23 protein-coding genes, 1 tRNA gene and 1 pseudogene are annotated in these 23159 nt (G+C 60.6%); 17 read left to right on the top strand and 8 right to left on the bottom strand.

Annotated elements, in window-relative coordinates; genetic code table 11:
- Positions 1 to 114: 114 nt before the first annotated feature.
- The 4 genes and pseudogenes from HX803_RS04495 (at position 115) to HX803_RS04485 (ending at position 2498) form a co-directional block, all read left to right on the top strand.
- Entirely contained in the window at positions 115 to 447 is a 333-nt protein-coding gene (locus tag HX803_RS04495; RefSeq protein ID WP_178919261.1) for a DUF2790 domain-containing protein, read from the top strand.
- Positions 448 to 552: 105 nt separating this feature from the next.
- Positions 553 to 1329 (top strand): annotated as a pseudogene (locus HX803_RS33075) (PAS domain-containing protein); the annotation flags it as partial.
- A gap of 108 nt (positions 1330 to 1437) precedes the next feature.
- The gene (locus HX803_RS33070) at positions 1438 to 1869 is read left to right on the top strand and encodes a methyl-accepting chemotaxis protein (RefSeq protein WP_371319329.1); all 432 of its coding nucleotides are present in this window, start codon (positions 1438 to 1440) and stop codon (positions 1867 to 1869) included.
- Between the two features lie 53 nt (positions 1870 to 1922).
- Positions 1923 to 2498 (top strand): flavin reductase family protein, encoded by a 576-nt coding sequence (locus HX803_RS04485; RefSeq protein WP_178919259.1) that lies wholly within the window; start codon positions 1923 to 1925, stop codon positions 2496 to 2498.
- A 190-nt stretch (positions 2499 to 2688) separates the two neighbouring features.
- Here HX803_RS04485 and HX803_RS04480 read toward each other — a convergent pair whose 3' ends face one another.
- Positions 2689 to 3498, bottom strand: coding sequence for an AraC family transcriptional regulator (locus HX803_RS04480; protein ID WP_178919258.1), 810 nt, complete (start codon positions 3496 to 3498; stop codon positions 2689 to 2691).
- A 138-nt stretch (positions 3499 to 3636) separates the two neighbouring features.
- Here HX803_RS04480 and HX803_RS04475 point away from each other — a divergent pair, with 138 nt between their 5' ends.
- Together HX803_RS04475 and ddlA are read left to right on the top strand one after the other, a co-directional pair.
- On the top strand, positions 3637 to 4275 hold the full coding sequence (locus HX803_RS04475; protein WP_178919257.1) for a LysE family translocator: 639 nt from the start codon (positions 3637 to 3639) through the stop codon (positions 4273 to 4275).
- A 44-nt stretch (positions 4276 to 4319) separates the two neighbouring features.
- Positions 4320 to 5414: a D-alanine--D-alanine ligase gene (ddlA, locus tag HX803_RS04470; RefSeq protein ID WP_178919255.1), complete on the top strand. Its 1095-nt coding sequence runs from the start codon at positions 4320 to 4322 to the stop codon at positions 5412 to 5414.
- An 87-nt stretch (positions 5415 to 5501) separates the two neighbouring features.
- Here ddlA and ggt read toward each other — a convergent pair whose 3' ends face one another.
- From ggt to HX803_RS04445, 5 genes are all read right to left on the bottom strand, one after another.
- Positions 5502 to 7331: a gamma-glutamyltransferase gene (gene ggt, locus HX803_RS04465; protein ID WP_178919254.1), complete on the bottom strand. Its 1830-nt coding sequence runs from the start codon at positions 7329 to 7331 to the stop codon at positions 5502 to 5504.
- A gap of 36 nt (positions 7332 to 7367) precedes the next feature.
- Positions 7368 to 8147, bottom strand: a complete 780-nt coding sequence (locus HX803_RS04460) for a PhzF family phenazine biosynthesis protein (protein WP_178919253.1) — start codon at positions 8145 to 8147, stop codon at positions 7368 to 7370.
- A 131-nt stretch (positions 8148 to 8278) separates the two neighbouring features.
- Entirely contained in the window at positions 8279 to 9112 is an 834-nt protein-coding gene (locus HX803_RS04455; RefSeq protein WP_178919252.1) for an EamA family transporter, read from the bottom strand.
- Positions 9113 to 9234: 122 nt separating this feature from the next.
- Positions 9235 to 9311 (bottom strand) — tRNA-Met (locus HX803_RS04450).
- 241 nt (positions 9312 to 9552) lie between these two features.
- On the bottom strand, positions 9553 to 10104 hold the full coding sequence (locus tag HX803_RS04445; RefSeq protein WP_178919303.1) for an RNA polymerase sigma factor: 552 nt from the start codon (positions 10102 to 10104) through the stop codon (positions 9553 to 9555).
- Positions 10105 to 10366: 262 nt separating this feature from the next.
- Between HX803_RS04445 and sctW the strand changes: the two genes are divergently transcribed.
- From sctW to sctU, 11 genes are read left to right on the top strand one after another with little or no spacing between them, the layout of a single operon-like run.
- Positions 10367 to 11434 (top strand): type III secretion system gatekeeper subunit SctW, encoded by a 1068-nt coding sequence (sctW, locus tag HX803_RS04440; protein WP_178919251.1) that lies wholly within the window; start codon positions 10367 to 10369, stop codon positions 11432 to 11434.
- A complete protein-coding gene (gene sctV, locus HX803_RS04435) occupies positions 11431 to 13524 on the top strand; it encodes a type III secretion system export apparatus subunit SctV (protein ID WP_178919250.1) in 2094 nt (697 codons plus the stop codon). Before sctW ends, sctV begins: the two co-directional genes overlap by 4 nt.
- Before the next feature lie 37 nt (positions 13525 to 13561).
- A complete protein-coding gene (locus HX803_RS04430) occupies positions 13562 to 14461 on the top strand; it encodes an FHA domain-containing protein (protein WP_178919249.1) in 900 nt (299 codons plus the stop codon).
- Positions 14458 to 15816: a FliI/YscN family ATPase gene (locus HX803_RS04425; protein WP_310522010.1), complete on the top strand. Its 1359-nt coding sequence runs from the start codon at positions 14458 to 14460 to the stop codon at positions 15814 to 15816. Before HX803_RS04430 ends, HX803_RS04425 begins: the two co-directional genes overlap by 4 nt.
- The gene (locus tag HX803_RS04420) at positions 15803 to 16231 is read left to right on the top strand and encodes a YscO family type III secretion system apparatus protein (RefSeq protein ID WP_178919248.1); all 429 of its coding nucleotides are present in this window, start codon (positions 15803 to 15805) and stop codon (positions 16229 to 16231) included. Before HX803_RS04425 ends, HX803_RS04420 begins: the two co-directional genes overlap by 14 nt.
- Positions 16228 to 16686, top strand: a complete 459-nt coding sequence (locus tag HX803_RS04415) for a type III secretion system HrpP C-terminal domain-containing protein (protein ID WP_178919246.1) — start codon at positions 16228 to 16230, stop codon at positions 16684 to 16686. Before HX803_RS04420 ends, HX803_RS04415 begins: the two co-directional genes overlap by 4 nt.
- Positions 16683 to 17696, top strand: a complete 1014-nt coding sequence (locus tag HX803_RS04410; protein ID WP_178919244.1) for a FliM/FliN family flagellar motor switch protein — start codon at positions 16683 to 16685, stop codon at positions 17694 to 17696. The genes HX803_RS04415 and HX803_RS04410 overlap by 4 nt, the downstream gene beginning before the upstream one ends.
- Positions 17693 to 18346: a type III secretion system export apparatus subunit SctR gene (gene sctR / locus HX803_RS04405; protein WP_178919242.1), complete on the top strand. Its 654-nt coding sequence runs from the start codon at positions 17693 to 17695 to the stop codon at positions 18344 to 18346. The genes HX803_RS04410 and sctR overlap by 4 nt, the downstream gene beginning before the upstream one ends.
- Before the next feature lie 7 nt (positions 18347 to 18353).
- Positions 18354 to 18617 carry a type III secretion system export apparatus subunit SctS gene (gene sctS / locus HX803_RS04400; protein WP_178919240.1) on the top strand — a complete coding sequence of 88 codons (264 nt, stop codon included), beginning with the start codon at positions 18354 to 18356 and terminating at the stop codon, positions 18615 to 18617.
- A gap of 10 nt (positions 18618 to 18627) precedes the next feature.
- Positions 18628 to 19416, top strand: a complete 789-nt coding sequence (gene sctT, locus HX803_RS04395) for a type III secretion system export apparatus subunit SctT (RefSeq protein ID WP_178919238.1) — start codon at positions 18628 to 18630, stop codon at positions 19414 to 19416.
- Positions 19413 to 20510 (top strand): type III secretion system export apparatus subunit SctU, encoded by a 1098-nt coding sequence (gene sctU / locus HX803_RS04390; RefSeq protein WP_178919236.1) that lies wholly within the window; start codon positions 19413 to 19415, stop codon positions 20508 to 20510. The genes sctT and sctU overlap by 4 nt, the downstream gene beginning before the upstream one ends.
- Positions 20511 to 20761: 251 nt before the next feature.
- On the opposite strand, the gene hrpT is transcribed toward sctU, so the two are convergent.
- Together hrpT and sctC are read right to left on the bottom strand one after the other, a co-directional pair.
- Positions 20762 to 20965: an HrpT family type III secretion system protein gene (gene hrpT, locus HX803_RS04385; RefSeq protein WP_178919234.1), complete on the bottom strand. Its 204-nt coding sequence runs from the start codon at positions 20963 to 20965 to the stop codon at positions 20762 to 20764.
- On the bottom strand, positions 20962 to 23100 hold the full coding sequence (sctC, locus tag HX803_RS04380) for a type III secretion system outer membrane ring subunit SctC (RefSeq protein WP_178919299.1): 2139 nt from the start codon (positions 23098 to 23100) through the stop codon (positions 20962 to 20964). Before sctC ends, hrpT begins: the two co-directional genes overlap by 4 nt.
- Positions 23101 to 23159: the final 59 nt, after the last annotated feature.

Below are 23159 nucleotides of genomic sequence, written 5' to 3'. Positions count from 1 at the left end.
CATTACAATTCTGGAAACTAACTTCCATCTAACAAATAAGTAATGTTCTGGTGAACATGTCGTCAGGGTTCGCTGTTTATTCTCGGCGCTGAACTTTAAGTCGAGGAACACGTGATGAACTTTTATAAACTTGGCCTGGGTGTACTGGCTGTGGTGTTGTCATTCGGTGCAGAAGCCGAGGGCGGTGGTGATCGCACCTTTGCCTTGATGATGGAGCGCAATGAAAAAGCGATGGCCGACTATGCCAACCGGGTCGGCAAGCCGGTGCCCGAAGTGCAGGCGTACCGCTACGGCATGAAGCTGGACATTGCCAAGGTGGTCAACGTCACGCCGCCGATCCGTTCGTGCAATCCGGTGCCGTCGCGCATGACCTATGAAGACTCCAGCGGCAAGCTCAATACCCTTGAATATCAGGTGATGGGCGTATGCCGAAATAACGGTGGTTAATGGATCCAAAAAATCAGTGGGGTACTGCAAAAAAAGCGCTTCAGAAAACGCCGGCAGCGCCGATGCAGGTCAGATCCTTCTCCCTATTTGACCCATCGGTGCCCCATGTTCAACACCCGTTTGAAGCAGGAGCTGTCGGCTCTTCGCGAAGAATTGTCCAGCTTGCAACAGGTCAAGGAGAGCCTGGAAAGCGAAATGCTGTGCCTGACGCTGGATGCTGACGGCCGTGTTGAGTGGGCCAATGCCAATTTCCTGCAGGAACTGGCTTACCAATCCGGCAGCATCGTGGGGCGCCCCATCGAAGACCTCGTGCCGGCGCATGTGCGTCAGGACGAATTTCAAAAGCGCTTCAAGAATGCCCTGGTGCGCGGTGAACACTTCGCCGGCACCGTGCGCCTGATGCGTGGCAATGGCCAGGAAGCCTGGCTGCGTTCGATCGTGCAGCCGGTGCGCAGCTCGGATGGGCGCATCAAGCATTTCTCGATCTACTCCAGCGACCTCACCCGCACCATCGAGGCATCGCGCGAGCATGAAAACCTGATCACTGCGCTGGTGCGCTCCACCGCTGTCATCGAGTTCGACCTCGGCGGCCACGTGCTCACCGCCAACGACCGTTTCCTGGGCGGCATGGGTTACAGCCTGGCGCAGATCCAGGGCAAACATCACCGCATGTTCTGCGAACCGGAGGAGTACAACAGCGCCGAGTACCAGCACTTCTGGAAGCGCCTGAATGCCGGAGAGTTCGTGGCGGCGCGCTTCAAGCGTGTGGACAGCCGTGGCAACACCGTGTGGTTGGAAGCCACCTACAACCCGGTCATGGATGCCACCGACCGGTTGTACAAAGTGGTCAAGTTCGCCACCGTGATCACCGACCAGGTCAACCGGGAACAAGCGGTTGCCGAGGCCGCCAATATCGCCTACAGCACGTCGCTGCAAACCGACAACAGCGCCCAGCGCGGCACCACCGTGGTGACCCAGGCGGTGGATGTGATGCGTGACCTGGCCAAGCACATGCAACAGGCGGGCGAAGGGATCGAGGCGCTCAACGACCAATCCCAGGTGATCGGCACCATCGTCAAGACCATCAGCGGCATTGCCGAACAAACCAACCTGCTGGCGCTCAACGCGGCCATCGAAGCGGCCCGCGCCGGCGAGCAGGGGCGCGGTTTTGCGGTGGTGGCCGATGAGGTTCGCCAGTTGGCCTCGCGTACCAGCAAGGCCACCGAGGAGATTGTCGGCGTGGTGCGCCAGAACCAGGACATGGCCCGCGATGCCGTGGCCCTGATGACCGACGGCCGCCTGCAGGCCGAGCAAGGCCTGGCCCTGGCGGCCGAGGCGGGCACCGTGATCGTGGAGATTCAGGACGGTGCGCAGAAGGTGGTCAGCGCCGTGGGGCAATTCGCCAATCAGCTGTCGAGCTGAACGTAGGGCTCAGGTATCGTAGGCTTCTTTCCTGCTTGATGAGCCGACCGTCCATGAGCCCTACCCACCGTCGCCCCGTTCCGCTGTCCAAGGCCTACCGCTTGCTCAACCACGGGCCGACCGTGCTGGTGAGCGCTGCGCACGAGGGCCGGCGCAATATCATGGCCGCTGCCTGGGCCATGCCGCTGGATTTCGAGCCGCCCAAAGTCGCGGTGGTGCTGGATAAGTCCACCTGGACCCGCCAATTGCTCGAAGGCGCCGGCACCTTTGTGCTGCAAGTCCCGTGCGTGGCCCAGGCCGACCTGGTGCAGACGGTCGGCAACACCAGCGGGGCTGATATCGATAAGTTCACCGCCTACGGCCTGCAGACCTTCCAGGGTGAACACACCGAAGCCCCGTTGTTGGAAGGCTGCGTGGCCTGGCTGGAGTGCCGCCTGCTGCCCGAGCCCCACATCCAGCAGACCTATGACCTGTTTCTGGGCGAAGTGGTCGCGGCGTATGCCGACGAGCGCGTGTTCAGCGAAGGGCATTGGCATTTCGAAGGGCAGGACCCGTTGCGTACCTTGCACCACATTGCGGGCGGAAATTTCCTGAGCATCGGTGAGCCGATTACCGGCCGCCAGTTGTAGGCCTTACCCCTCGGTGTAAAGCCGGGCCCAAACCAAATGTGGGAGCGGGCTTGCTGTGGCGAGCAAGCTTGCTTGCGCTGGGGTGCGAAGCGCCCCCAAAAAGCCGGCTCCAGCTGCGCTGTCGAGCGGGATCAAGCTCCCTCGCCACAGCAAGCCCCACATGTTTTGACCGCGTTTTCAACAGCGGTCCTCAGCGTCCGAGCATTTTTACCCAGCGCGACGGCGGCATGCCGTAGGTGCTGCGAAATTGCCGGGTCATGTGGCTCTGGTCGGTAAAGCCGGCCGTCATCGCCGCATCCACCAACGATTGGCCTTGGGCCAGCAGGCTGCGCACCAGGTCCAGGCGGCGCATGGTCAGGTAGCGGTAGGGACTGGTGCCGAACAGCAGGCGGAAATCCCGCGACAACGCCCAGCGGTCGCGGCCGGCGTGGTCGGCCATTTCTTCCAGGGTGATGCTGCGGCCCAGGGCGCTGTGGATAAATTCCCGGGCGCGTTCGGCGGCCACGTAATCGAAGCTCTTGCGACTGACGATCCCCCCCGAGACATTGCTCAGTGCGTGAGCCAGGTCGAACAGGGCGTCCTGTTCCTGCAGCGGGTCGATGGGGTTGTCCAGGTTCTGCAGCAGCACTTCGCTGGCGCGAAACAGCCTGGGGTCGGTGGACAGGCCATTGGGGATGAACGGCAACGGCTTGCCGCCGAGAATCTGCTGGATCAGCGACGGCTCGACGTAAATCATCCGGTACTTGAAGCCTTCCTCGCTGCCGGCGTGACCGTCGTGGGTTTCATCCGGGTGGAGCACCATGGTCGTGCCGGGCACGCTGTGGACCATGTCCCCGCGATAGTGAAAGCTCTGCACGCCGGACAAGGTCCGCCCGATGGCGTAGGTGTCGTGGCGGTGCGGGTCGAAGGCGAAGCCGGCAAAGTATGCCTCGATGCGGTCCAGGCCACTGGCGTGTGGCGCGCGGTGCAGCCAGTCGAGGGAGCGTGTGGAGTGGCCCATGGTGGCTTGTCACAAAAAAGAGGTGGAAACACGTTAACCCAGTCTGCATTCCTTGTCTGCCGGGGTCTTGTACGATTGTGCAGGGGTGGGGCGGGGCCTATGATCGCGGCACATGTGTTGCGTTGATGGAGCTGCCCCATGGATTTTTTCAAGCTTGCTTACCTGGCCCCACTGGTTTCATTGGGCTTGCTCTGGATCGTTGCCGTCGTCACCCCAGGGCCGAACTTCTTCAATATTGCCCAACTGGCCGCCAACGGTTCGCGTCGCCATGGTGTGGCGGCTTCGGCAGGTGTGGCTTCTGGAACGATCTTGTGGGGGCTGGCAGGGGGCTTGGGGATCAAGTCGCTGTTCACCGCCGCGCCCATGCTGTACCTGGCCTTCAAGATTGTCGGCGGCTGCTACCTGATCTACTTGGGGCTCAAGCTGTTCAAGCGTTCGGCGCCGGCCGCCGGCTCGGACCTGTTGCCGAATGAGCCTCGGCGCTCGATGTTTTCAGCCTGGCGCCTGGGGCTGCTTGGCAACGTCTCCAACCCCAAGTCGGCGTTGTTTGTCGCGACGATCTTTGCGTCGACCATGCCGCCCTCACCGTCGCCGATGTTGTTGACCCTGGCGGTGACCGTCATGGCCACCTTGTCGTTCAGTTGGTACTGCGCCGTGGCGTTGGTGTTTTCCAGCGAGCGCATGGCCAACCTCTACAGCCGTTCGCGCAAGTGGCTCGACCGCTTTGCCGGTGGCTGCTACGTGTTGTTCGGCGCACACCTGGTAGCGAGCCGCTGACCTGCCATGGTAAGAAGCCTTACTTTCAACAGTGAGGCTGGGTCATGAGCAAGGTGCGGGTAGGTATTATTTTTGGTGGCCGTTCGGCTGAGCACGAAGTCTCGCTGCAGTCGGCGCGCAACATTGTCGACGCCCTCGACCGCACACGTTTCGAGCCGGTGCTGATCGGTATCGACAAGGCCGGCCACTGGCACCTCAACGACACCTCGAACTTCCTGATCAATCAGGAAAACCCGGCCTTGATCGCCCTCAACCAGTCCAACCGTGAATTGGCGGTGGTGCCCGGCAAGGCCAGCCAGCAGGTGGTGGAAACCACCGGTAACGGCTTGCTCGAACATATCGACGTGATCTTCCCGATCGTCCACGGCACCCTGGGCGAAGACGGTTGCCTGCAAGGCCTGCTGCGCATGGCCGACCTGCCTTTTGTCGGCTCTGATGTGCTGGGCTCGGCGGTGTGCATGGACAAGGACATCAGCAAGCGCCTGCTGCGTGATGCGGGCATTGCCGTCACGCCGTTCATCACCCTGACCCGTGGCAACGCGGCGCGCACGTCCTTTGACAGGGCGGTGGATAAGCTCGGTTTGCCAATGTTCGTCAAACCCGCCAACCAGGGTTCATCGGTAGGCGTGAGCAAAGTCGGCAACGAAACCGAATACCTGGTTGCCGTTGAACTGGCGTTGGGCTTTGATGAAAAAGTGCTGGTGGAGTCGGCCGTGCAGGGCCGTGAAATCGAATGCGCCGTGCTGGGCAACGACAACCCCATCGCCAGTGGCTGCGGCGAGATTGTGGTGAACAGTGGTTTCTATTCCTACGACAGTAAATACATCGACGCCCAGGCCGCCCAGGTGGTGGTGCCGGCGGACATCAGCCAGGAAGCCAGCGAGCGAATCCGCCGCCTGGCCATCGAGGCCTTTGAAGTGCTGGGTTGCTCCGGCCTGGCGCGGGTCGACGTGTTCCTCACCGAAGACGGTGAAGTGCTGATCAACGAAATCAACTCGCTGCCCGGCTTCACCCGCATCAGCATGTACCCCAAGCTGTGGCAGGCAGCGGGGATGAGCTACAGCGAACTGGTCAGCCGGTTGATCGAGCTGGCGCTGGAGCGACATGCGGGGCGCAAGGGCCTGAAGATCAGCCGCTGACCTGATAAAAAACAATCTGCGCAGGTAAAACCCAGGCCGCCTTCATCGCTACACGGTTTGATCGACGGTTCCCTGTTGATTAACCCGTCAGTCGCCGACCGCTTCGCCTTCGCGCCGAGGGTCGGCTCCGCCGCTCAGCATTGCCTTGCCCTGGGTATCGCGGGTGCGAACGATGGCCTGTATGCCACTGGTCATGTCGATTTCGCTCAACGCGTGTCCCTTGTCCTTGAGCGCTTGTTTCAACGCTGGGCTGAACAGGCCTTGTTCCAGCTCGGTCGCCCCATTGCGGCTGCCGAAATTGGGCAGGCTGATGGCGGCTTGCGGGTCGAGCTTCCAGTCCAGCATTGCCACCAATGATTTGCTGACGTACTCGATGATCTGCGAACCACCGGGCGAACCTACCGTGGCCAGCAACTCGCCACTCTTGCGGTCGAACACCAGCGTCGGCGCCATGGCCGAACGCGGGCGCTTGCCGGGTTCGACACGGTTGGCCACCGGTTGCCCGTTTTCTTGCGGGATGAAGGAAAAGTCGGTCATCTGGTTGTTGAGCAAAAAGCCCTGGACCATCACATGGGCGCCGAACGCCGCTTCCACCGTGGTGGTCATCGACACGGCGCCGCCCTGGTCATCCACGGCCACCACTTGCGAGGTGGAGATGCGCAGCGGCGAGCGGTCCGGTGCATAGGCCACCTGGACGCCAGCAGGTGTGCCCGGCTTGGCGATGCCCATGCTGCGTTCGCCGATCAGGCTGGCGCGCTGGGCCAGGTAGCCCGGTGCGACGAGACCGGCGACCGGTACGGGCACGAAGTCAGCATCGGCCACGTACAAACCACGGTCGGCGAACGCCAGTCGACCGGCCTCTGCCAGCAGATGAACAGCCTCAGGCGTCGGTTCAAGGCCGGCAGCTGATGGGCTCTTGACTGGCGTCATCGGCGCGATGGCCAAGCGCGGGTCGCGGGCTTCCAGTGCCTGCAAGGTGCCCAGGATTTGCGCGACTGCGATCCCGCCGGAGGACGGCGGCGGCATGCCGCACACCTTCCACTGTTTGTAGTCCGTACATAGTGGTGCGCGTTCCTTGGCGGTGTAGCCCTTGAGGTCCGCCTGTGACAGGCTGCCCGCGTTGCGATGGCCCTGGACCTTGCGCGCGATCTCATCGGCAATCGGCCCGTGGTACAGCGCGTCCGGCCCCTCTTTGGCAATGCGCTTGAACACGGCGGCCAGCGCCGGGTTTTTCAGCAGCGTACCGGTGGCCTTGGGGGTGCCATCGGCGTTCAGGAAATACGCCGCCATGTCGGGCGACTGGGGAATGTAGCGGTCAGCGGCGATCAGCGCGTGCAGGCGCGGGGAAATCGCAAAGCCCTGTTCCGACAAGCGAATCGCCGGCTCAAACAGTTTGGACCATTGCAGGTGCCCGGTTTTCCTGTGCGCCATTTCCAGCGCGCGCAGTACGCCAGGAGTGCCCACCGAGCGCCCGCCGATCTGTGCCTCGGGGAACGCCATGGGCGTGCCGTCGGCCTTCAGGAACAAGCGCTCTGTCGCACCGGCTGGCGCGGTTTCGCGACCGTCGTAGGCGTGCACGTTTTTCCCGTCCCACAGCATGATGAACGCGCCACCGCCGATACCGGACGACTGCGGTTCCACCAGGGTCAACACCGCCTGCATCGCGATGGCGGCGTCAATCGCCGAGCCGCCCTGGCGCAACATCTCGCGCCCGGCTTCAGCCGCCAGCGGGTTGGCGGCGGCGGCCATGTAGCGCTCGGCATGGCGGGGGGTGAGGTCGGTGCGATAGCCCGAACCCAGTTCCGGTGCCGGTGGCTGTTCGTTGACTGGGGTATGGCAGGCCACCAGGGTGAGGGCTGCTGCAATGACCGACAACTGCCGGCGGGAAATCGATAACACGCGCTGAACTCCGTTCATTTTGAGAATGATCTGTTGTCCTTGGGGTACTGCCTTTTACAGGTAAATCGTGCCTTGCAGGTAGAGCACGGCATGGCCCGAGATGATCACTCGGTCACCCTGGAGCGCGCAACGCAGTTGACCACGGCGCAGTCCACCTTGTTCTGCCGTGAGTTGCTGCTTGCCCAGGCGTTCGGCCCAGAAAGGGGCGAGGGAGGTGTGGGCGGAGCCCGTCACCGGGTCTTCGTTGACGCCTACGTTCGGACCGAACCAGCGGGAAATGAAATCGAACCGCGCGCTTTTGGCGGTCACGGCGACCCCGCGTTTGGGCAAACCCTTGAGGCGGGCAAAATCCGGCGTCAACGCGGCGACCTGCGCTTCATCGTCAAGCAGCACGATGTAGTCATCGGTGGCGAAGACGTCGGCGTTCTCAATCCCCAGTGCGCTCAACAAGCCGGTCGGTGGTTCACACGGTTGGGGCTGCTTGGCCGGGAAATCCATTGCCAGTTCGTCGCCATTGCGCGTGACCCGAAGCTCGCCGCTGCGGGTGGCAAAGCGCAACACCTCGGGTGCATCCGCCAGTTTGTGGATCAGTACCCAGGCGGCGGCAAGCGTGGCGTGGCCGCACAGGTCCACTTCGACTTCGGGGGTGAACCAGCGCAATTCGTAGACCTCGCCACGGGGCACAAAGAAGGCGGTTTCCGAAAGATTGTTTTCGGCGGCGATGTTCTGCAGCTGTTCGCTAGGCAGCCACTCGGTGAGCGGGCAGACGGCTGCCGGGTTGCCACCAAAGGCGTGGCGGCTGAAGGCATCGACTTGGTAGATGTCCAGTTGCATCGGGGGCACTCCGTGTGGGGGAGGTGGGACACTAACAGCGGTGGCCTGGAGCGTCGCCGTACAGATGGCGTGTTTTTTTGTGCGCATGAGGTTGCTTCAGGGCCGCTTGTCGAGGCGCGCCCAGCGTGGGCTCAGCCCAGCCGCAATACCATCGCCCCGGCGGCGATGATGCAGGCTGCAATCACGCGCACCCGGGTCAGGTGCTCCTTGAGCACCAGGGCCGAGATCACCACGCCGAACAGAATCGACGTTTCCCGCAAGGCCGAAACGGTGGCGATGGGGGCGGCCGTCATCGCCCAGAGTGCCAGACCGTAGGACGCCACGGTGCCCAGGCCACCGATCACGCCCTGGCGCCAGTAGCGCACACAGTATTGGCCGAACACCGTGCGCTTTGCAGCCAGTGCCCAGGCCGCGAGGGGGATGCCGGTGAGCAGGAAAATCCACAGCGTGTACGCCGCAGGCGCCCCCGACTTGCGTACGCCCAGGCCGTCGACAAGGGTGTAGCCAGCGATCACGCCGGCGTTGACCAGCGCTAACACCAGCCCTTTGCGCTGGCCGCCCGAGGGCGCGACGGCCATGCTCAAGATGCCGCTGGAGATGATGGCAATGCCAGCCCATGCCGCCACCGACAAGGGCTCCGCCAGCAGCAATACACTCACCGCGGCCACCAGCAACGGCGCGGTGCCCCGCATGATCGGGTAGGTCTGGCTCATGTCGGCAATGCGATAGGTCGATGCGACCAGGACGAAGTAGAGCACCTGCAAGATCACCGACGCCCCAATGAACGGCCAACTTTCTCGCGCCGGCAAGGGGAGAAAGGGAATCACCGCCAAGGCCATCAGCGACGCGACGGACGTGATCATGCAAGTGGTCAGCAGCTTGTCCCCGCCACCCTTGACCACGGCATTCCAGGTGGCATGCAGCACAGCGCCCAGCATGATGACGGCGAACACATCAAGGCTCATGAATCGGGTTTCCTGTCGGGCTCAAGCCAGCAGCGTGGGGATGGACCGCTGCGAGTATGCCCCAGTACTTTTCTCGAGGCATAAAAAAACGGCCTACCTTTCGGTAAGCCGTTTTTAGTACTTGGTGGCTACACAGGGACTTGAACCCCGGACCCCAGCATTATGAATGCTATGCTCTAACCAACTGAGCTATGTAGCCAAGTGGCGCGCATTATTCGCGTAGAACGACAATGCGTCAAGCGTTTATTTTGAATTTTTATCTACGCTTTCAACTGTTTAACCGAAATCATCATTTGAAGCGACGAGCGGCGGGGGCTGACGGTCTCAACCGTCGAGATGTTCGTGCGTGCCTGGACGCCAGGTGATGTGGGAGCGATCGAGGGGGAGGGCTTCCATTGAGCGGGCATCCTTGCCGCCCAATAGTGGCTGATCAGCCAGGTTTACGGAGACAGCGGGTTGTGGGTGACGCGCTTGAGCTGTTCACGCGCTCGTGACAGACGTGAGCGAACGGTACCAATAGGAATGTCCAACACATCAGCGGTGTCCTGGTAGCTGCCGTCGGTTTCCAGCGAGGCATACAGCGTTTTGCGCATCTCCAGGGGCAGGTGATCAATCGCAATCAGGGTTTTCTCCAGTCGACGATTGATTTCAAACTCCCAGTCCAGGTTTCTATTTTCCTCCTGCCCATGCCAAAGCGCTTCGTCGAACTCACAATGCACGGGTTTGGCATACAGGCGCCGGAAGTGGTTGCGGATCAAATTTTGCGCAATTCCGCACATCCAGGTGCTGAGGGTGGCGTTACCGCTGAAACGCTCGCGGTTACGCCAGGCTTCCAGGTAAGTCAGCTGCAGAAGGTCGTCTGCATCCTCAGGATTGAGCACGCGTTTCTGGATGAAGCGCCGAAGCTTTTTTTGCTGGTCGTCTGTCAGTTGAAGCATGAATTGAGGCGAGCTACCGACGAGGTGCGCTAAAGCTTCAATCGGAATATTCATGATTTTTTCCTCAGGGTAGACACAGTCGAAAGGATGTCGACCGAACCCCTTTTGCATCGCCTGTGCCAAGCGGAAGAAATCACTAACTACTTGATTTTTATATGTAAATATCTTGAATTTAGATGGTTTTGCGCAACGGCTTGCACGAAGCGATCGAGGCTCGTGCAGGTTTTTTCAACCGGGGCGTGATGGTGAATGACGATGGAACCGTTTGGGGGGTGGCTGCCACGAAGGGGGACACTCTTTCAGTACTGGCCTGTCCATGAAAGTCGAATCCAGCAACGACGTCCGAACGATCCAGCATTTGGATCTACCTGTTGTCAGCCCTCCTGCCACGGCGCGTACGCCTGTGAAGGGGGTTGACGAGACGACCCAACTATTCAATCCGGAAGTGGAAGCCCATAGCCGAACGCTGAACCAGCGCGCGTTGGGCGTGCGTGTGCCCCCTGCCGAGAAGCTTGCGCAGTTGTACGAACAATTGGGGCACCCAGCCCAGGCGACCCTGGCGGCCACTTCACGGCGAATCAGGCTGCAATTGCTGCAGCAACCCGGTGTCGACAGGTTGCTCGAAATGACGGGGGGCGATCCGGCACGGGCATTCGTTGTACTCAAGCACGTGGCAGCCCGGGCGGACGCTGAGGTACGTAAGTCTGAAGCCGCCTTGGCGCGTGCCGCCATTACCAAGCTGGAGGTCCGCTTCAAGGGCGAGATCCAGGCCGGCTTGAATATTGCGGCGGCCTTGCAGGCTGTCGGCGTCGACCCAAAGGAGCGCCAGGCACTTCGTACGCTCTATTACGCGAGTGTCGTTACGCGTCAATCGTTGGCCACGATGATGCAGGCACTGTTGGGCATGTATGGGGGGGCGCGTTTCGGCGTTGGGCTCAAGTTGATGCGCAAAGCCCTGGCGGACGATATCGCGGCCATGGTTTCGTCCATGCCAACGCCTATGTTGCGTACGTTGCTGCAGGGGCTACAAAGCTGCGGGCAACTGAGCGGGGTGCTGGCGGGTTGCCAGGCGTTGACTCAGCGACTTTGCATCGAGCATGACGCGGTAGCCCTGCTGCAAGGCCTGCTGGGTTATGCCGGTAGCGGCATTGAGGCGGGTGAAGTCCTGCGGTTGGGGGATGAGTTGGGGGGTGGGCCGTTGGACCGGCAACTGGTGTCCCTCAATGCTCTTTATCCGTTGTTCCAGCAACTGCCCTTGGCCTTGTGGACCGACAGCCGAACCCGTCAAGAGACCCTGCAGGGCTTTCTGGTGGTGATGGATGAGCTGGATCGCATCCACCGTGGCCCCACGCGCTTTGCCGGTGAGCCGAGGCCACTGGCGTGACCGTGTTATCGGTCATTAACACCCTGTTGCTCAAAGTGGCGCAGCGCGCCGAAGTGTTGGGCGCGGTGGTGGTCTTGGCCATCGTTTTTATCTTTATTGTGCCGCTGCCCACATGGCTGGTGGATATTCTGATCGCCCTCAATATCTGCATTTCATGCCTGTTGATTGTATTGGCGCTTTACTTGCCCGGCCCCCTGGCGTTCTCGTCGTTCCCCTCGATCCTGTTGCTGACCACGATGTTTCGACTGGCGCTGTCGATCGCGACCACGCGCCTTATCCTGCTGGAACAGGACGCCGGCGATATCGTTGAAGCCTTTGGCAATTTTGTGGTGGGGGGCAACCTGGCGGTAGGGATGGTGATCTTCCTGATCCTGACGCTGGTCAACTTTCTGGTGATCACCAAAGGCTCGGAGCGGGTCGCTGAAGTGGCGGCGCGTTTCAGCCTGGACGCGATGCCTGGCAAGCAGATGTCCATCGACAGTGACTTGCGCGCAGGCCTGATCGACGGCGCCCAAGCACGAGACAAGCGCGAGCAGCTGTCCCGCGAGAGCCAGTTGTTCGGCGCCATGGACGGCGCCATGAAGTTCGTCAAGGGTGACGCTATTGCTGGTTTGATCATTGTCGTAGTCAACCTGTTGGGCGGTTTTTCTACGGGCATGTTCCAGCACGGCTTGAGCGCTGCAGACTCGATGGCGCTGTATTCGGTACTGACCATCGGTGACGGTTTGATCGCGCAGATTCCGGCGCTGCTGATCTCCTTGACTGCCGGCATGATCATCACCCGTGTGGCGCCGGATGGGCGTAAGGGCGTCAGTAACATGGGCGCTGAAATTGCTCGGCAAATGACCAGCGAACCCAAGAGTTGGGTGATCGCTTCTGTGGGAATGCTCGTCTTCGCTGCAGTGCCCGGCATGCCAACGGGGGTCTTCATGTTCATCTCGGCGATCACCGGTAGCCTCGGTTATTACCTGGTGCGCCAGCGTCAACGGGAAGCCCAGCCTGCCGCTGAAGCGGGCGAAGCGGTGCGTCCTGAGCAGAATGGCAGCGAGGATCTACGCGGGTTCGACCCGTCGCGGCCTTACCTGTTGCAGTTCTCCCCGGCCCTGCGTGGCACGCCTGAAGTGACGGACCTTATCCACGGGATTCGCCAGGCCCGAAATGCGCTGGTGGCCAATATCGGCCTGACACTGCCGCCATTCGAGGTGGAACTCGATGACTCGCTGGCCACCGATGAAATGCGTTTTTGTGTGCATGAAGTCCCGATGGTCAAGGCCTCGGTGGTCAACTATCTGGCTGTTGAGCGCAAGGCACTGAAGGATGAGCCCGCCCACGGCATACCGGGGTTGGCTGAGCGTGACGAACAGGACTGGATCTGGCTGGCGCCTGATGACCCGCTGCTCGAAGACCCGCAAGTGGAGCGCTTCAGCGCGGCGAGCCTGATCATTGAACGCATGAAGCAGGCGATGATGCTCAGTGGGCCACATTTCCTGGGCATCCAGGAGAGCAAAGCGATCCTCAGTTGGCTGGAGCACAACCAGCCGGAGTTGGTGCAGGAGCTACAGCGGATCATGCCACTGTCACGTTTTTCGGCGGTGTTGCAGCGCTTGGCCAGTGAAGGCGTGCCCTTGCGCGCGGTACGGCTGATTGTCGAATCGCTGATCGAGTACGGCCAGCATGAGCGCGAACCTGAGGCACTGGCTGATTATGCTCGTATCGCCCTCAAAGCGCAGATCATGCATCAGTACAGTGAAGCTGATGGCCTGCATGCCTGGTTGCTCTCGCCTCAAACCGAAAGCACGTTGCGGGACGCGCTGCGCCAGACCCAGACCGGTGTCTTCTTTGCGCTCGACGATGAGCACAGCGCAGCCATGATCAACCTGCTCAACCAGGCTTTTACCGTTCGGCCCAAATTCAAGAGTGTGATGCTGGTCGCCCAGGACTTGCGCAGCCCGCTGCGGACATTGCTGCTCGAAGAATTCAACTACGTGCCGGTGCTGTCGTTCGCGGAGCTGGGAAGCAGCTCCAAGGTAAAAGTGCTGGGGCGTTTTGACCTTGCTCAGGTTGATTTGGTGCGCGGGGTACAGGCATGAGCCCGTGGGTATTTACTAATCGATCGAGGCACTGGTGATGTTTGAGCTGCGTGTTTTGGACGGTCTGCATCAAGGGGCTGCACTGCCGCTGTTCGGTGAGCAGTGGAGCATCGGTGCCCATGCCGATGCCGACCTGATGCTCAATGATCCTGGTGTTGCACAGCAGCATGCTCGGCTGCTGCTGGTCGGCTCGAACTGGTCGGTACAGGCTGAAGCGGGGCTGTTGCAAGGCGCCGATGGGCAGGTTTTGGCGCAGATTGCGAGCCTGGCACCGAACGCTGTGTTTTGCGTGGGGTGTGTACGGCTCTGTGTCACCCTGGCTGATGAGCCTTGGCCGCAGGCGCCGACCCAGGCTCCGCTGGTGTCAGCTCCTGCCACGGAGCCGACGCCAACCCTCAATTTATCGTCCATTTCCCATCCACAACAAAAGCGCCTGATTACTGTGGTGCTGGTGATAACGGTCATCTTCATTCTGGTGGGCATGGCCTCTACAGGAGAGCCCGAGGCCCAGGCCTCCCTGATGCCGCAGGCCGTCCAGAAACGTGAACTGGCCTCGCCGTTTGAAGTGCGCGAGCAGTTGTTGAAGATGCTGGGCGAGCGTGAGCTGGGCGAGCGCGTTTCCCTCCAAGTCATCAATGGCCAGGTCACGCTCAGTGGGGATGTCTCCCAAGACGATGTGGACCTGGTGGCACGGATGCTCAGCCGTTTTGGAGAGCAGTTCGACAGCGCTGTACCGGTACTCAGTCGTGTACGTGTGCGCGACAGCGCGCTGCCCTTCAAGATCGTTCAGATCGTCGGCGGGCCGAATGGTCATGTGGTTCTGGAAGAGGGTACCCGGTTGTTTGTGGGGGATGAGGTGGAAGGACTGCGCCTGGTGTCGATCGATAACAGCAAAGTGGTATTTGACGGTGCGCAGCGGTATGAGGTGCGCTGGTGAGCCTGGAACTGCAAGCGCGTCTGGAGGCCTGGCAGCAACGCCAATCTCAGTCACTGGCGGCTTTTGCGCCGGTGACGATGCGCGGTCGTATCCAGCGCGTCAACGGCATGCTGCTGCAGTGCCGGCTGCCCCTGGCGCGTATCGGAGACTTGTGCCAGGTCGAGAAAGCCCCGGGTGATTGCATGCTCGCCGAGATCATTGGCTTCGATCAGCAGGATGCGGTGCTCAGCGCCCTGGGCAACCTGGAGGGCGTGCGGGTGGGGGCCAGCGTTGAACGCCTGGGTGTGGCGCATCGGGTACAGGTCAGCGATGCGTTGCTGGGCCAGGTGTTGGACGGTTTCGGCAGGCCTATCACGGGGGAGGGTGCCAGTGCTTTTGTGGAGGCGGACTTGCCTGATACGAGTGCAGTGCTGTGTGAAGCGCCGTTGCCCACTGAGCGTCCGAGGATCCACCGCGCACTGGCTACCGGAGTCCGTTCGATCGATGGTTTGTTGACGTTGGGTGAAGGCCAGCGTGTTGGGCTGTTTGCCGGGGCGGGTTGCGGGAAGACCACCTTACTGGCTGAAATCGCCCGTAATGTTGAGTGCGATGTGATCGTGTTCGGCTTGATCGGCGAGCGGGGCCGCGAGTTGCGTGAGTTTCTAGACCATGAGTTGGATGAGCAACTGCGTGCCAAAGCGGTATTGGTGTGCGCGACCTCCGATCGCTCAAGCATGGAGCGCGCGCGTGCTGCATTTACCGCTACGGCCCTGGCCGAAGGTTTCCGGCGCAAGGGGCAGCGGGTGTTGCTGCTGATCGACTCACTGACCCGTTTTGCCAGGGCCCAGCGTGAAATCGGCCTGGCGGCGGGTGAGCCGTTGGGTCGCGGTGGTCTTCCGCCGTCGGTCTACAGCCTGTTACCCCGTTTGGTGGAGCGTGCCGGGTTGACCCGTGAGGGGGTTATCACGGCGATCTACACGGTACTGATCGAACAGGACTCCATGAACGATCCGGTCGCCGATGAGGTTCGCTCACTGCTGGATGGTCATATCGTGTTGTCTCGCAAGTTGGCCGAGCGTGGGCACTACCCGGCAGTGGACGTGCTGGCGAGCCTGTCGCGAATCTTGAGCAACGTTGTCTCTCCGGCAGATATTCGCGCCGGCACCGCATTGCGCCGCTTGTTGTCGGCTTACCAGCAGATCGAGTTGATGCTCAAGCTGGGGGAGTACCAGCCTGGCACGGATGCCCTGACTGACCTGGCGGTGGACAGCCGCCAGGCGGTCGATGCTTTTCTGCGCCAGGACTTGCGTGAGCCCACGCCCATGGCGAGGACGCTGGAGCACATTCAGGAGCTGACCGCACATGTCCCATTCTGACGTGCTGCTTGGTGATGTGGAGACACTGCGACGCCTGCGCAGGCACCGGGCAGACAGGGCCGAACGCAGCCTGCGTGAGGCGAAGCGAGCCCAGCAAACGCTGCTTGCCCATATAGAACAGGCCAGCGACACGCTTGAAGAAAGCCGGCAGGACGAGGCGCGGGAAAGTGCTCAATTGCTCAGCCACTACCAGGGCCAGGTGATGACGTTGCAGGCCCTGAAGACCTGGGGTGCGCAGGAGCGTGTTTTATCGGCCAATACCCGTCGAGACAAAGCCCGGCTGGAAGCATTGCAAAGCCAGCAGGAAGAAAAGGCCATCCGCGTTGGCAGCGCCCAGAAGCAAGTCACCGAGTGCCTGCGACAGGTTGAAAAACTCCAGGAGCTGTCCCTTTTACTGGCGCAGGAGCCGACGTGAAACAGGTTTCCAATAAACCCACTGAGTACCCACGCCTACGTGGAATACGCGAAGACCGTGAGCCTATCGGCGCCGCTGTCGTGCCCTGGGAGCAAGGGCGATTATTCGCCCGACTGTTCGCGGATATGGACGAGGGTGCAGGGAGGGAGCCGTCGCTATCGAAGGCGAAGTCGAATGCCTCTGCCGCCTTGATTGGCGCCCTCGCAGACCAATTACTCCCTCGTATGCAGATGGGGTCGCAGTGGCCGCTTCAGGCGGTGCTGTACCTGCCCAGGCTTGGGCGGATCAACGCCAGCGTGCGTCGTGAACAAGGCGCTTGGGCCATTGAGCTGGAGCCTGAGCAAGACGCAACGGCACGCTGGCTCAGTGGTGTGCGGCAACAATGTGAAAGCCGCTTGGCGGCGGCGTTGGGGCTGCCGGTCAGCCTGCATTTACCTTGCATCAGGTCGACATGATAGTGCCGTCACTGGTGTTGCCTTTGATTAGGAGCGACATCGTTGCTGCTCGCCGTCGATTGGGACGTGGCTTGTGCCTGCCCTTTCAAGTGGCGGGGCAGGACGGTGAGTTGCGTCTGGAACCCGGGCGTCCGCCCACCGGAGGCGACATCGTTTGCCTTGAAACCCGGTGTGGTGTGCTCGCGCTTGCGGAGGCCGGGCCGCTGCTCAGCTTGCTGGGCGAATGCCCGGTCACGTTGGCCCAGGCGGGTAACGATTCAAACGACTGGTTTTGGGCGTTATTCCAGCACCACCTCAGCCCGCAGGTACGAACGCTGCTGGGCACCGTGCGACTGCTGGAGGTTGATCGTCCGGTCGGGTTCGGCTGCCAACTGAGTGTGACCCTGGGAGCATCTCGCGTCGTGGGCTACCTGTGGCTTGCCGCCGAAAGCTTCCTGACGTTATACGCGTCCGGCCCGTGGCGCCCGACTGCAGAGCCGATGACGGCGTCGTTTCAGTTGGCGATTGCCGTAACGCTCGGGCGTTTGCACTTGCCGGTAGGGCAGGCACAAGCGCTGCGCATCGGGGACGTGTTGTTGCTTGAGCAGCATTTTTTTCAGGCCTGCGGGACGGGCTATGTACGCACCGGCAGACGGTGCTTGCGAGGGTGTATTGACGATGCCAAAGGCGCTTTGTGCGTGACCCTTACTGCTATCGAGGAGACGTCCGTGGACGACAATTTTACTGCGCCCCACTACTCGGAGCATGAGAAGGATGAGCCGGTGGTAGATGTATTCGGCCATGAGCCTTTCGATGAGTTGAGCATCGCGCTGACGGTACGCTGCGGAGCGCTCAACCTCACCTTGGGTGAGCTGCGTAACCTTGCGCCCGGCGCGGTGCTGGGTATTGCCGGCTACGCCCCGGGTATGGCAGGCCTCTATTATGGCGACCGCCCGATTGCTCAGGGGCAGTTGGTGGAAGTTGATGGGCGCCTGGGGTTGCAGCTGTCCCGCGTGATGTTCGGTCGATGAATATCCAGGGGCTGGACCCCCTCATTCTTGCAGTGTTTCTGGGGGCGCTTACGTTGATGCCCATGCTGCTGATCATCTGCACATCGTTTTTAAAAATTGTCATTGTGCTGATGATTACCCGCAATGCCCTCGGCGTGCAGCAGGTCCCACCGAGCATGGCGATCAATGGCATCGCGCTTGCGGCCACCCTGTTCATCATGGCTCCGGTGGGGTACGAGATTGCTGAAAGCATCAAGGTCTCGCCGCTGGACCTGAGCAATGTGCAAACGTTTTTGCAGACGGGAAGCGAGGCCATCAAACCGCTGCGCGCCTTTATGTTGCGCAATGTGGACCCGGACACGCTGACGCACTTGCTGGAAAACACCGCGCGCCTTTGGCCTGCGCAAATGGCGCAGGACGTGCGGCGCGAGGACTTGATCCTGCTGGTGCCGGCGTTTGTGCTGTCACAACTGCAGGCGGGATTTGAGATCGGTTTCCTGATCTACATCCCCTTCATCGTCATTGATCTGATTGTCTCCAATCTGTTGCTGGCGCTGGGGATGCAAATGGTCTCGCCGATGACCATCTCACTGCCGCTCAAGTTGCTGTTGTTCGTGTTGGTCTCGGGGTGGTCGCGCTTGCTCGACAGCCTGTTCCTTTCCTACCTCTGAGTACCCTATGGAACCGATCGTGCTGTTCAAGCAGGGCATGCTGTTGGTGGTCGTACTGTCGGCGCCGCCGCTGATTGTGGCGGTGGTGGTGGGTGTGCTGACGTCCCTGGTACAGGCGTTGATGCAAATACAGGATCAGACGCTGCCCTTTGGCATCAAGTTGGTTGCCGTGGGTATCACGCTGATCCTGACCGGCCGCTGGATTGGGGTTGAGCTGATCCAGTTGATCAACCTGGCCTTCGACATGATTGGCCGCTCGGCCCTGAACTGAGGCGCTGCCTGTGCTGCTTTATCTTGAGTACCTGCCCAGCCTGATGATCGGTATGTCGCGCATCTACCCTTGTGCCATCTTGGTGGCTGCGTTCTGCTTTCAACATATCCGCGGCATGCTACGGCACACCATTGTGATGGTCATGGCGTTGATGCCAGCGCCGGGTATCCATGCCGTATTGGCGGTCGAGGAATACTCCGCGTTGATGCTCGGTGCGCTGGTGCTTAAAGAGGTGGCTCTGGGCCTTCTCTTGGGAGTGCTGCTGTCGATGCCGTTCTGGATGTTCGAATCGGTGGGAGCGCTGCTCGATAACCAACGTGGAGCCTTGGCGGGGGGGCAGCTCAATCCTTCACTGGGCCCGGATGCGACGCCGATTGGGCACTTGTTCAAGCAGTTGGCGATTTATCTTCTGATCGTCACGCTCGGACTGGGTACGTTGACTCAGGTGATCTGGGACAGCTACCTGATCTGGCCGCCCACGGTGTGGTTTCCGCTGCCGGCACCGAATGGCATGGGTGTATTCGTCGGGTTGCTGGGCGACACCTTCACCCACATGATGCTCTACGCCGCGCCTTTTATCGCGGTGTTGCTGTTGCTGGAATTCGGTATCGCGCTGCTGGGGGTTTACAGCCAGCAGCTACAGGTGAGCACGCTGGCGCCCCCTGTCAAATGCCTGGCGGGTATCGGCATTTTATTGGTGTACTTTGCGTTGTTGCAGGACCTTATCGTCGGGCGCATGAGCCAACTGGGTGACCTCAGGCATTCGCTGGGGTTGCTCTTCAAGGCGTCACTGCCGTGAGTGATTCAGGGGAAAAGAAGCACCCGGCGTCAGCCAAGAAGCTGCGTGATCAACGCAAGAAAGGCCAAGTCGCCCAAAGCCAGGACGTCGGTAAATTGCTGGTGCTGACGTCGATCAGTGAAATCGCGCTGTTCACGGCCGAGAGCAGCCTCCAACGGTTCCAGCAGTTGATGATCTTGCCGATCTCAGACCTGAATCAGCCCTTTGCACGGGCCCTGGAGGAGGTGCTGGTTGAAAGCCTGATTGTGTTTTTCTCGTTCTCTGTATTGATGGCAGGCGTGGCGATTGCTGTGAAGCTCATCAGCAGTTGGATGCAGTTCGGACTGTTGTTTGCGCCAGAGAGCCTCAAGCCCGACTTCAATCGCCTGAACCCGGTCAGCCAGATCAAGCAGATGTTTTCTGCTCAATCGCTGATGAACCTGTTGATGAGTATCGCCAAGGCGTTCCTGATAGGGCTGATTGTGTATGTGGTGGTCTGGCCCTCTTTGGGGGCGTTGATCAACTTGGCCAACAGTGACCTGCAAAGTTACATCCTGGCGTTGATCGTGCTGTTTCGGCACTTGCTGCATGCCTGCCTCGGCTTGTTGTTGATACTGGCGCTTATCGACCTGATGATGGTGAGGTATTTTTTTGCCAAACGCATGCGCATGACCCAGGTCGAGGTCGTCAAAGAGTACAAGGACATGGAGGGCGACCCGCATGTGAAGGGCCAGCGTCGCGCATTGGCCCAGCAATTGGCCCAGGAAGAGCCGAAGGTGAAGCTGCCCAAGCTGGAGGAGGCGGACATGCTGGTGGTCAACCCGACGCACTATGCGGTCGCCCTGTATTACCGCCCTGGTAAAACACCGCTTCCGTTGCTGGTGAGCAAGGGCACGGACGCTGAGGCCCGCAGGCTGATCGATCGTGCCAAGGCCGCTGAGGTGCCGGTGATCCAGTGCATATGGCTAGCGCGCACGATCTATACAAAAGAGTTGGGTGCGAGCATTCCCCGCGAAACCTTGCAGGCGGTGGCGCTGATCTATCGCACCTTGCGTGAGCTGGACGATGAGGCCAAGCGTGAAACGCTGGAAATCCCCGAGCTTGATCAGCGCTGACCTGGGCGCCATTGACATCCTGATAGGTCACACAGCCATTGAATAAAGGGGCGCTCGAAACGCTGCTCCAATACCCGTTGTAATTGCCCGGTTCGCAAGGCTTCGCGAGAGACGTGCAAGGCCAACCCCGGTCGTTGGCCGGCGTGAGGTGAACACACCGTGATACCGGGCGCGAGTGGCAGGTGAGCGGCCGCGCCGCTCACCCGTTTTTCCAACTTACCTGGCGTTGATGATCGGGCATTGGCGAGCACTCAGCGCTCCAGCGAGATGGTCTGGTAGTCCGCCCGCCCACCACTGGGGCCGGGTTCGACGCGCATCTGTGGCGGCCACCAGATTACCATTTGGTCATGGGTCGATTGTGGACGTGAGCAGGAGTCGCCCTTGCACGTGGGGGTACAGCCGGTGACGAACAACGCTGCGCTGATCAGTGTGATGCACAACAAGCGGCGATTCATGGCTTGGCCTTCTGAGCTGGGGTGATCAAGGAGGGGCGGGGTACGCTGAGGTGTTCGTCCTTCACCACCGGGCGCATCGCGATAAATACTTCTGCTTCCTCACCGGGCTTGAGCCAGGCACGCGGCCAGGCGCTGACTGCCAGGGTCTGCGAGTTGCTGCATTCTTTTTCGTCTATGCGCACATTGCGGTTGAACTGGTTGCGCAGCACCACGACTGCCACGTTGTACTCGGGGCCGGCATACCACTGGCTGCGATTTTCGTTCAGCGCCAGCAATTCGCGTGTGTTGCATAATGTCCGCAGCCCGAGTGGCATTGGCGCCGCTTTGAAGGTCTGGGGGACTTGCCCGCTGACCAGGTGCGCCAGGGTGCTGATGATGTCGTTGCGATTGATCACCGGCTGGTGAGGGCTGTTGCGCCTGGCGAGCGGTGTGAGCGCCGCTTGCAGATCGACTTGGTCGGCCTGGGGCAAATAGCGCGAGGGGTCGGACTGGTCGCCGATGACGCGCGGGGTGATGATAAACAGGCGCTCACGTCGATTGTTCTGTCGTTCGGTCGAGGAAAACAGCGCCTTGCCCAGCAGCGGAATGTCGCCCAGCAGAGGCACCTTGTTCTGCTTGTCGGTGCTTTCGGTGACATGGAATCCACCCACCACCAGCGAGCGTTTTTCAGCCATTACTGCCTGGGTACTGACCTTGCCTCGGCGCACATCCAGTTGGCCTGGCATGGGGTTGGTCTCGTCGAAATTCCCGTCTTCAATATCCACCGCCAAGTGGACCTGGTGACCACCGCGACTGGTGATGACTCGCGGTACGACCTGGAAGCTGGTCCCCACGGTGACCGGCAGAATGGTTGCGTTTTCTCTGCCGGGCGTCAGGTACTGAGTGCGGTTGAAGTCGATGACCGCTGGCTGGTTTTCCAGGGTGAGGACCGAAGGGTTGGAGACCATGGTTGCCAGCCCCTTGGCTTCAAGTGCGCGTATATCCGCGTAGAAGCGATCACGATTTTCAATCGATAACTGCGAGGTGGTGCCAGGCGCCTGGTTGGTGCCGAGGCCACGGAAACGACTGTTCTGGAAGCCCCAGTTCACGCCGAACTCGCGTAATTGTGTGCGCTCGATGTCGAGGATAATGGCATCGATCTCTATCAGCTTGCTTGCGACATCGAGCTGAGCGATCAACTCGCGGTACAGGGCCTGGCGCTCCGGCAAATCGTAGATCAGTACCGCGTTGTTACGCACATCAGCTTCGACGCGAATCCGGCTGGAGGGTGTTGGTGCGCGTGGGGTGAGCGTGCCGCCGGTCTCGAACTGCGCAGGGTTGCTGTTTACGCCAACCATCTGCCCGATCAGTGGGTTGTTCAGCCGGGGAATGTTTGGCGCAAGGGGGGAGGGTTGTGAAGGGGGGCGTTGGCCAAGCCCCGGAAGAGACGAGGTGGCGCGGGGCTCCAACAACCCGCGTAAAATGCTCGCAACGCCGGGAATGGCATGTTTTTCACCGCGATATTCCACTTGGCGATCCGTCGCGTTGGCGAACTTCAGCGGGTAGCTGAGCACGCTTTGTTTTTCTTCCGGTGAGCGGCGTTGGCTGCTGAAATGCTTGATCTGTTCTATATAGCGCCGCGGGCCGGAGACCAAGACGACGCCGTCTTCGGGGAGTTCGCCCCAGCCGAAGCGGCTGTCGAGCAGGCCAATATCCGTGAGTGCTTTTTTGAGGTCCGCGATGGTTTCGGAAGAGACCTCCAAACGTGCAGATTCCTGTTGATCCAGAGAGCTGATATAGAGCGTGTTGTTGTACAAATACCACTGGAAGCGATGTTCGACCCCCAGTCGATCAAGCAATGATTGCGGGGTGTTGGCGCGAATCTTTCCGTTGACGTTGCCCTCCAGTAGCCCCTCCACTTGCAGTTGCGTACCAAAGGTCTGCGCGAAGTCTTCGAGCACTTCTCGCAGCGGTTTTTGTTGGGCCTCGTAGGCGTAAGCGGTATTTTTCCATTCGGCAGGAATGGCTGCGTAGGTACTGACGACGGGCATCAGCAAGCATGGCAGTGCGACCACGCACCGCCATCCCGCTCGTTTTGACGATGAGCGGGGTGAATCAAAGCGCAAGCCGGTGTGCTTGGAGGGGGGGTTAAACATGAGGTGTTCTCTTGTTAGTAAGACGGCGAGCGTAGCGAGGTGGGTTTGAGGTTCAGTGC

Origin of the sequence: Pseudomonas sp. P7548 (genome assembly GCF_013386585.1) — a bacterium.
Classification (GTDB): domain Bacteria; phylum Pseudomonadota; class Gammaproteobacteria; order Pseudomonadales; family Pseudomonadaceae; genus Aquipseudomonas.
This window is presented reverse-complemented; position numbering and strand designations above follow the sequence as displayed.

What these genes read in the sequence shown, in the direction of transcription:
- HX803_RS04495 (WP_178919261.1), top strand. Translation starts at nt 115, where the DNA reads ATGAACTTTTATAAACTTGGCCTGGGTGTACTGGCTGTGGTGTTGTCA.
- HX803_RS33070 (WP_371319329.1), top strand. Translation starts at nt 1,438, where the DNA reads ATGCGTGACCTGGCCAAGCACATGCAACAGGCGGGCGAAGGGATCGAG.
- HX803_RS04485 (WP_178919259.1), top strand. Translation starts at nt 1,923, where the DNA reads ATGAGCCCTACCCACCGTCGCCCCGTTCCGCTGTCCAAGGCCTACCGC.
- HX803_RS04480 (WP_178919258.1), bottom strand. Translation starts at nt 3,498, where the DNA reads ATGGGCCACTCCACACGCTCCCTCGACTGGCTGCACCGCGCGCCACAC.
- HX803_RS04475 (WP_178919257.1), top strand. Translation starts at nt 3,637, where the DNA reads ATGGATTTTTTCAAGCTTGCTTACCTGGCCCCACTGGTTTCATTGGGC.
- ddlA (WP_178919255.1), top strand. Translation starts at nt 4,320, where the DNA reads ATGAGCAAGGTGCGGGTAGGTATTATTTTTGGTGGCCGTTCGGCTGAG.
- ggt (WP_178919254.1), bottom strand. Translation starts at nt 7,331, where the DNA reads ATGAACGGAGTTCAGCGCGTGTTATCGATTTCCCGCCGGCAGTTGTCG.
- HX803_RS04460 (WP_178919253.1), bottom strand. Translation starts at nt 8,147, where the DNA reads ATGCAACTGGACATCTACCAAGTCGATGCCTTCAGCCGCCACGCCTTT.
- HX803_RS04455 (WP_178919252.1), bottom strand. Translation starts at nt 9,112, where the DNA reads ATGAGCCTTGATGTGTTCGCCGTCATCATGCTGGGCGCTGTGCTGCAT.
- HX803_RS04445 (WP_178919303.1), bottom strand. Translation starts at nt 10,104, where the DNA reads ATGAATATTCCGATTGAAGCTTTAGCGCACCTCGTCGGTAGCTCGCCT.
- sctW (WP_178919251.1), top strand. Translation starts at nt 10,367, where the DNA reads ATGAAAGTCGAATCCAGCAACGACGTCCGAACGATCCAGCATTTGGAT.
- HX803_RS04430 (WP_178919249.1), top strand. Translation starts at nt 13,562, where the DNA reads ATGTTTGAGCTGCGTGTTTTGGACGGTCTGCATCAAGGGGCTGCACTG.
- HX803_RS04420 (WP_178919248.1), top strand. Translation starts at nt 15,803, where the DNA reads ATGTCCCATTCTGACGTGCTGCTTGGTGATGTGGAGACACTGCGACGC.
- HX803_RS04410 (WP_178919244.1), top strand. Translation starts at nt 16,683, where the DNA reads ATGATAGTGCCGTCACTGGTGTTGCCTTTGATTAGGAGCGACATCGTT.
- sctR (WP_178919242.1), top strand. Translation starts at nt 17,693, where the DNA reads ATGAATATCCAGGGGCTGGACCCCCTCATTCTTGCAGTGTTTCTGGGG.
- sctS (WP_178919240.1), top strand. Translation starts at nt 18,354, where the DNA reads ATGGAACCGATCGTGCTGTTCAAGCAGGGCATGCTGTTGGTGGTCGTA.
- hrpT (WP_178919234.1), bottom strand. Translation starts at nt 20,965, where the DNA reads ATGAATCGCCGCTTGTTGTGCATCACACTGATCAGCGCAGCGTTGTTC.
- sctC (WP_178919299.1), bottom strand. Translation starts at nt 23,100, where the DNA reads ATGTTTAACCCCCCCTCCAAGCACACCGGCTTGCGCTTTGATTCACCC.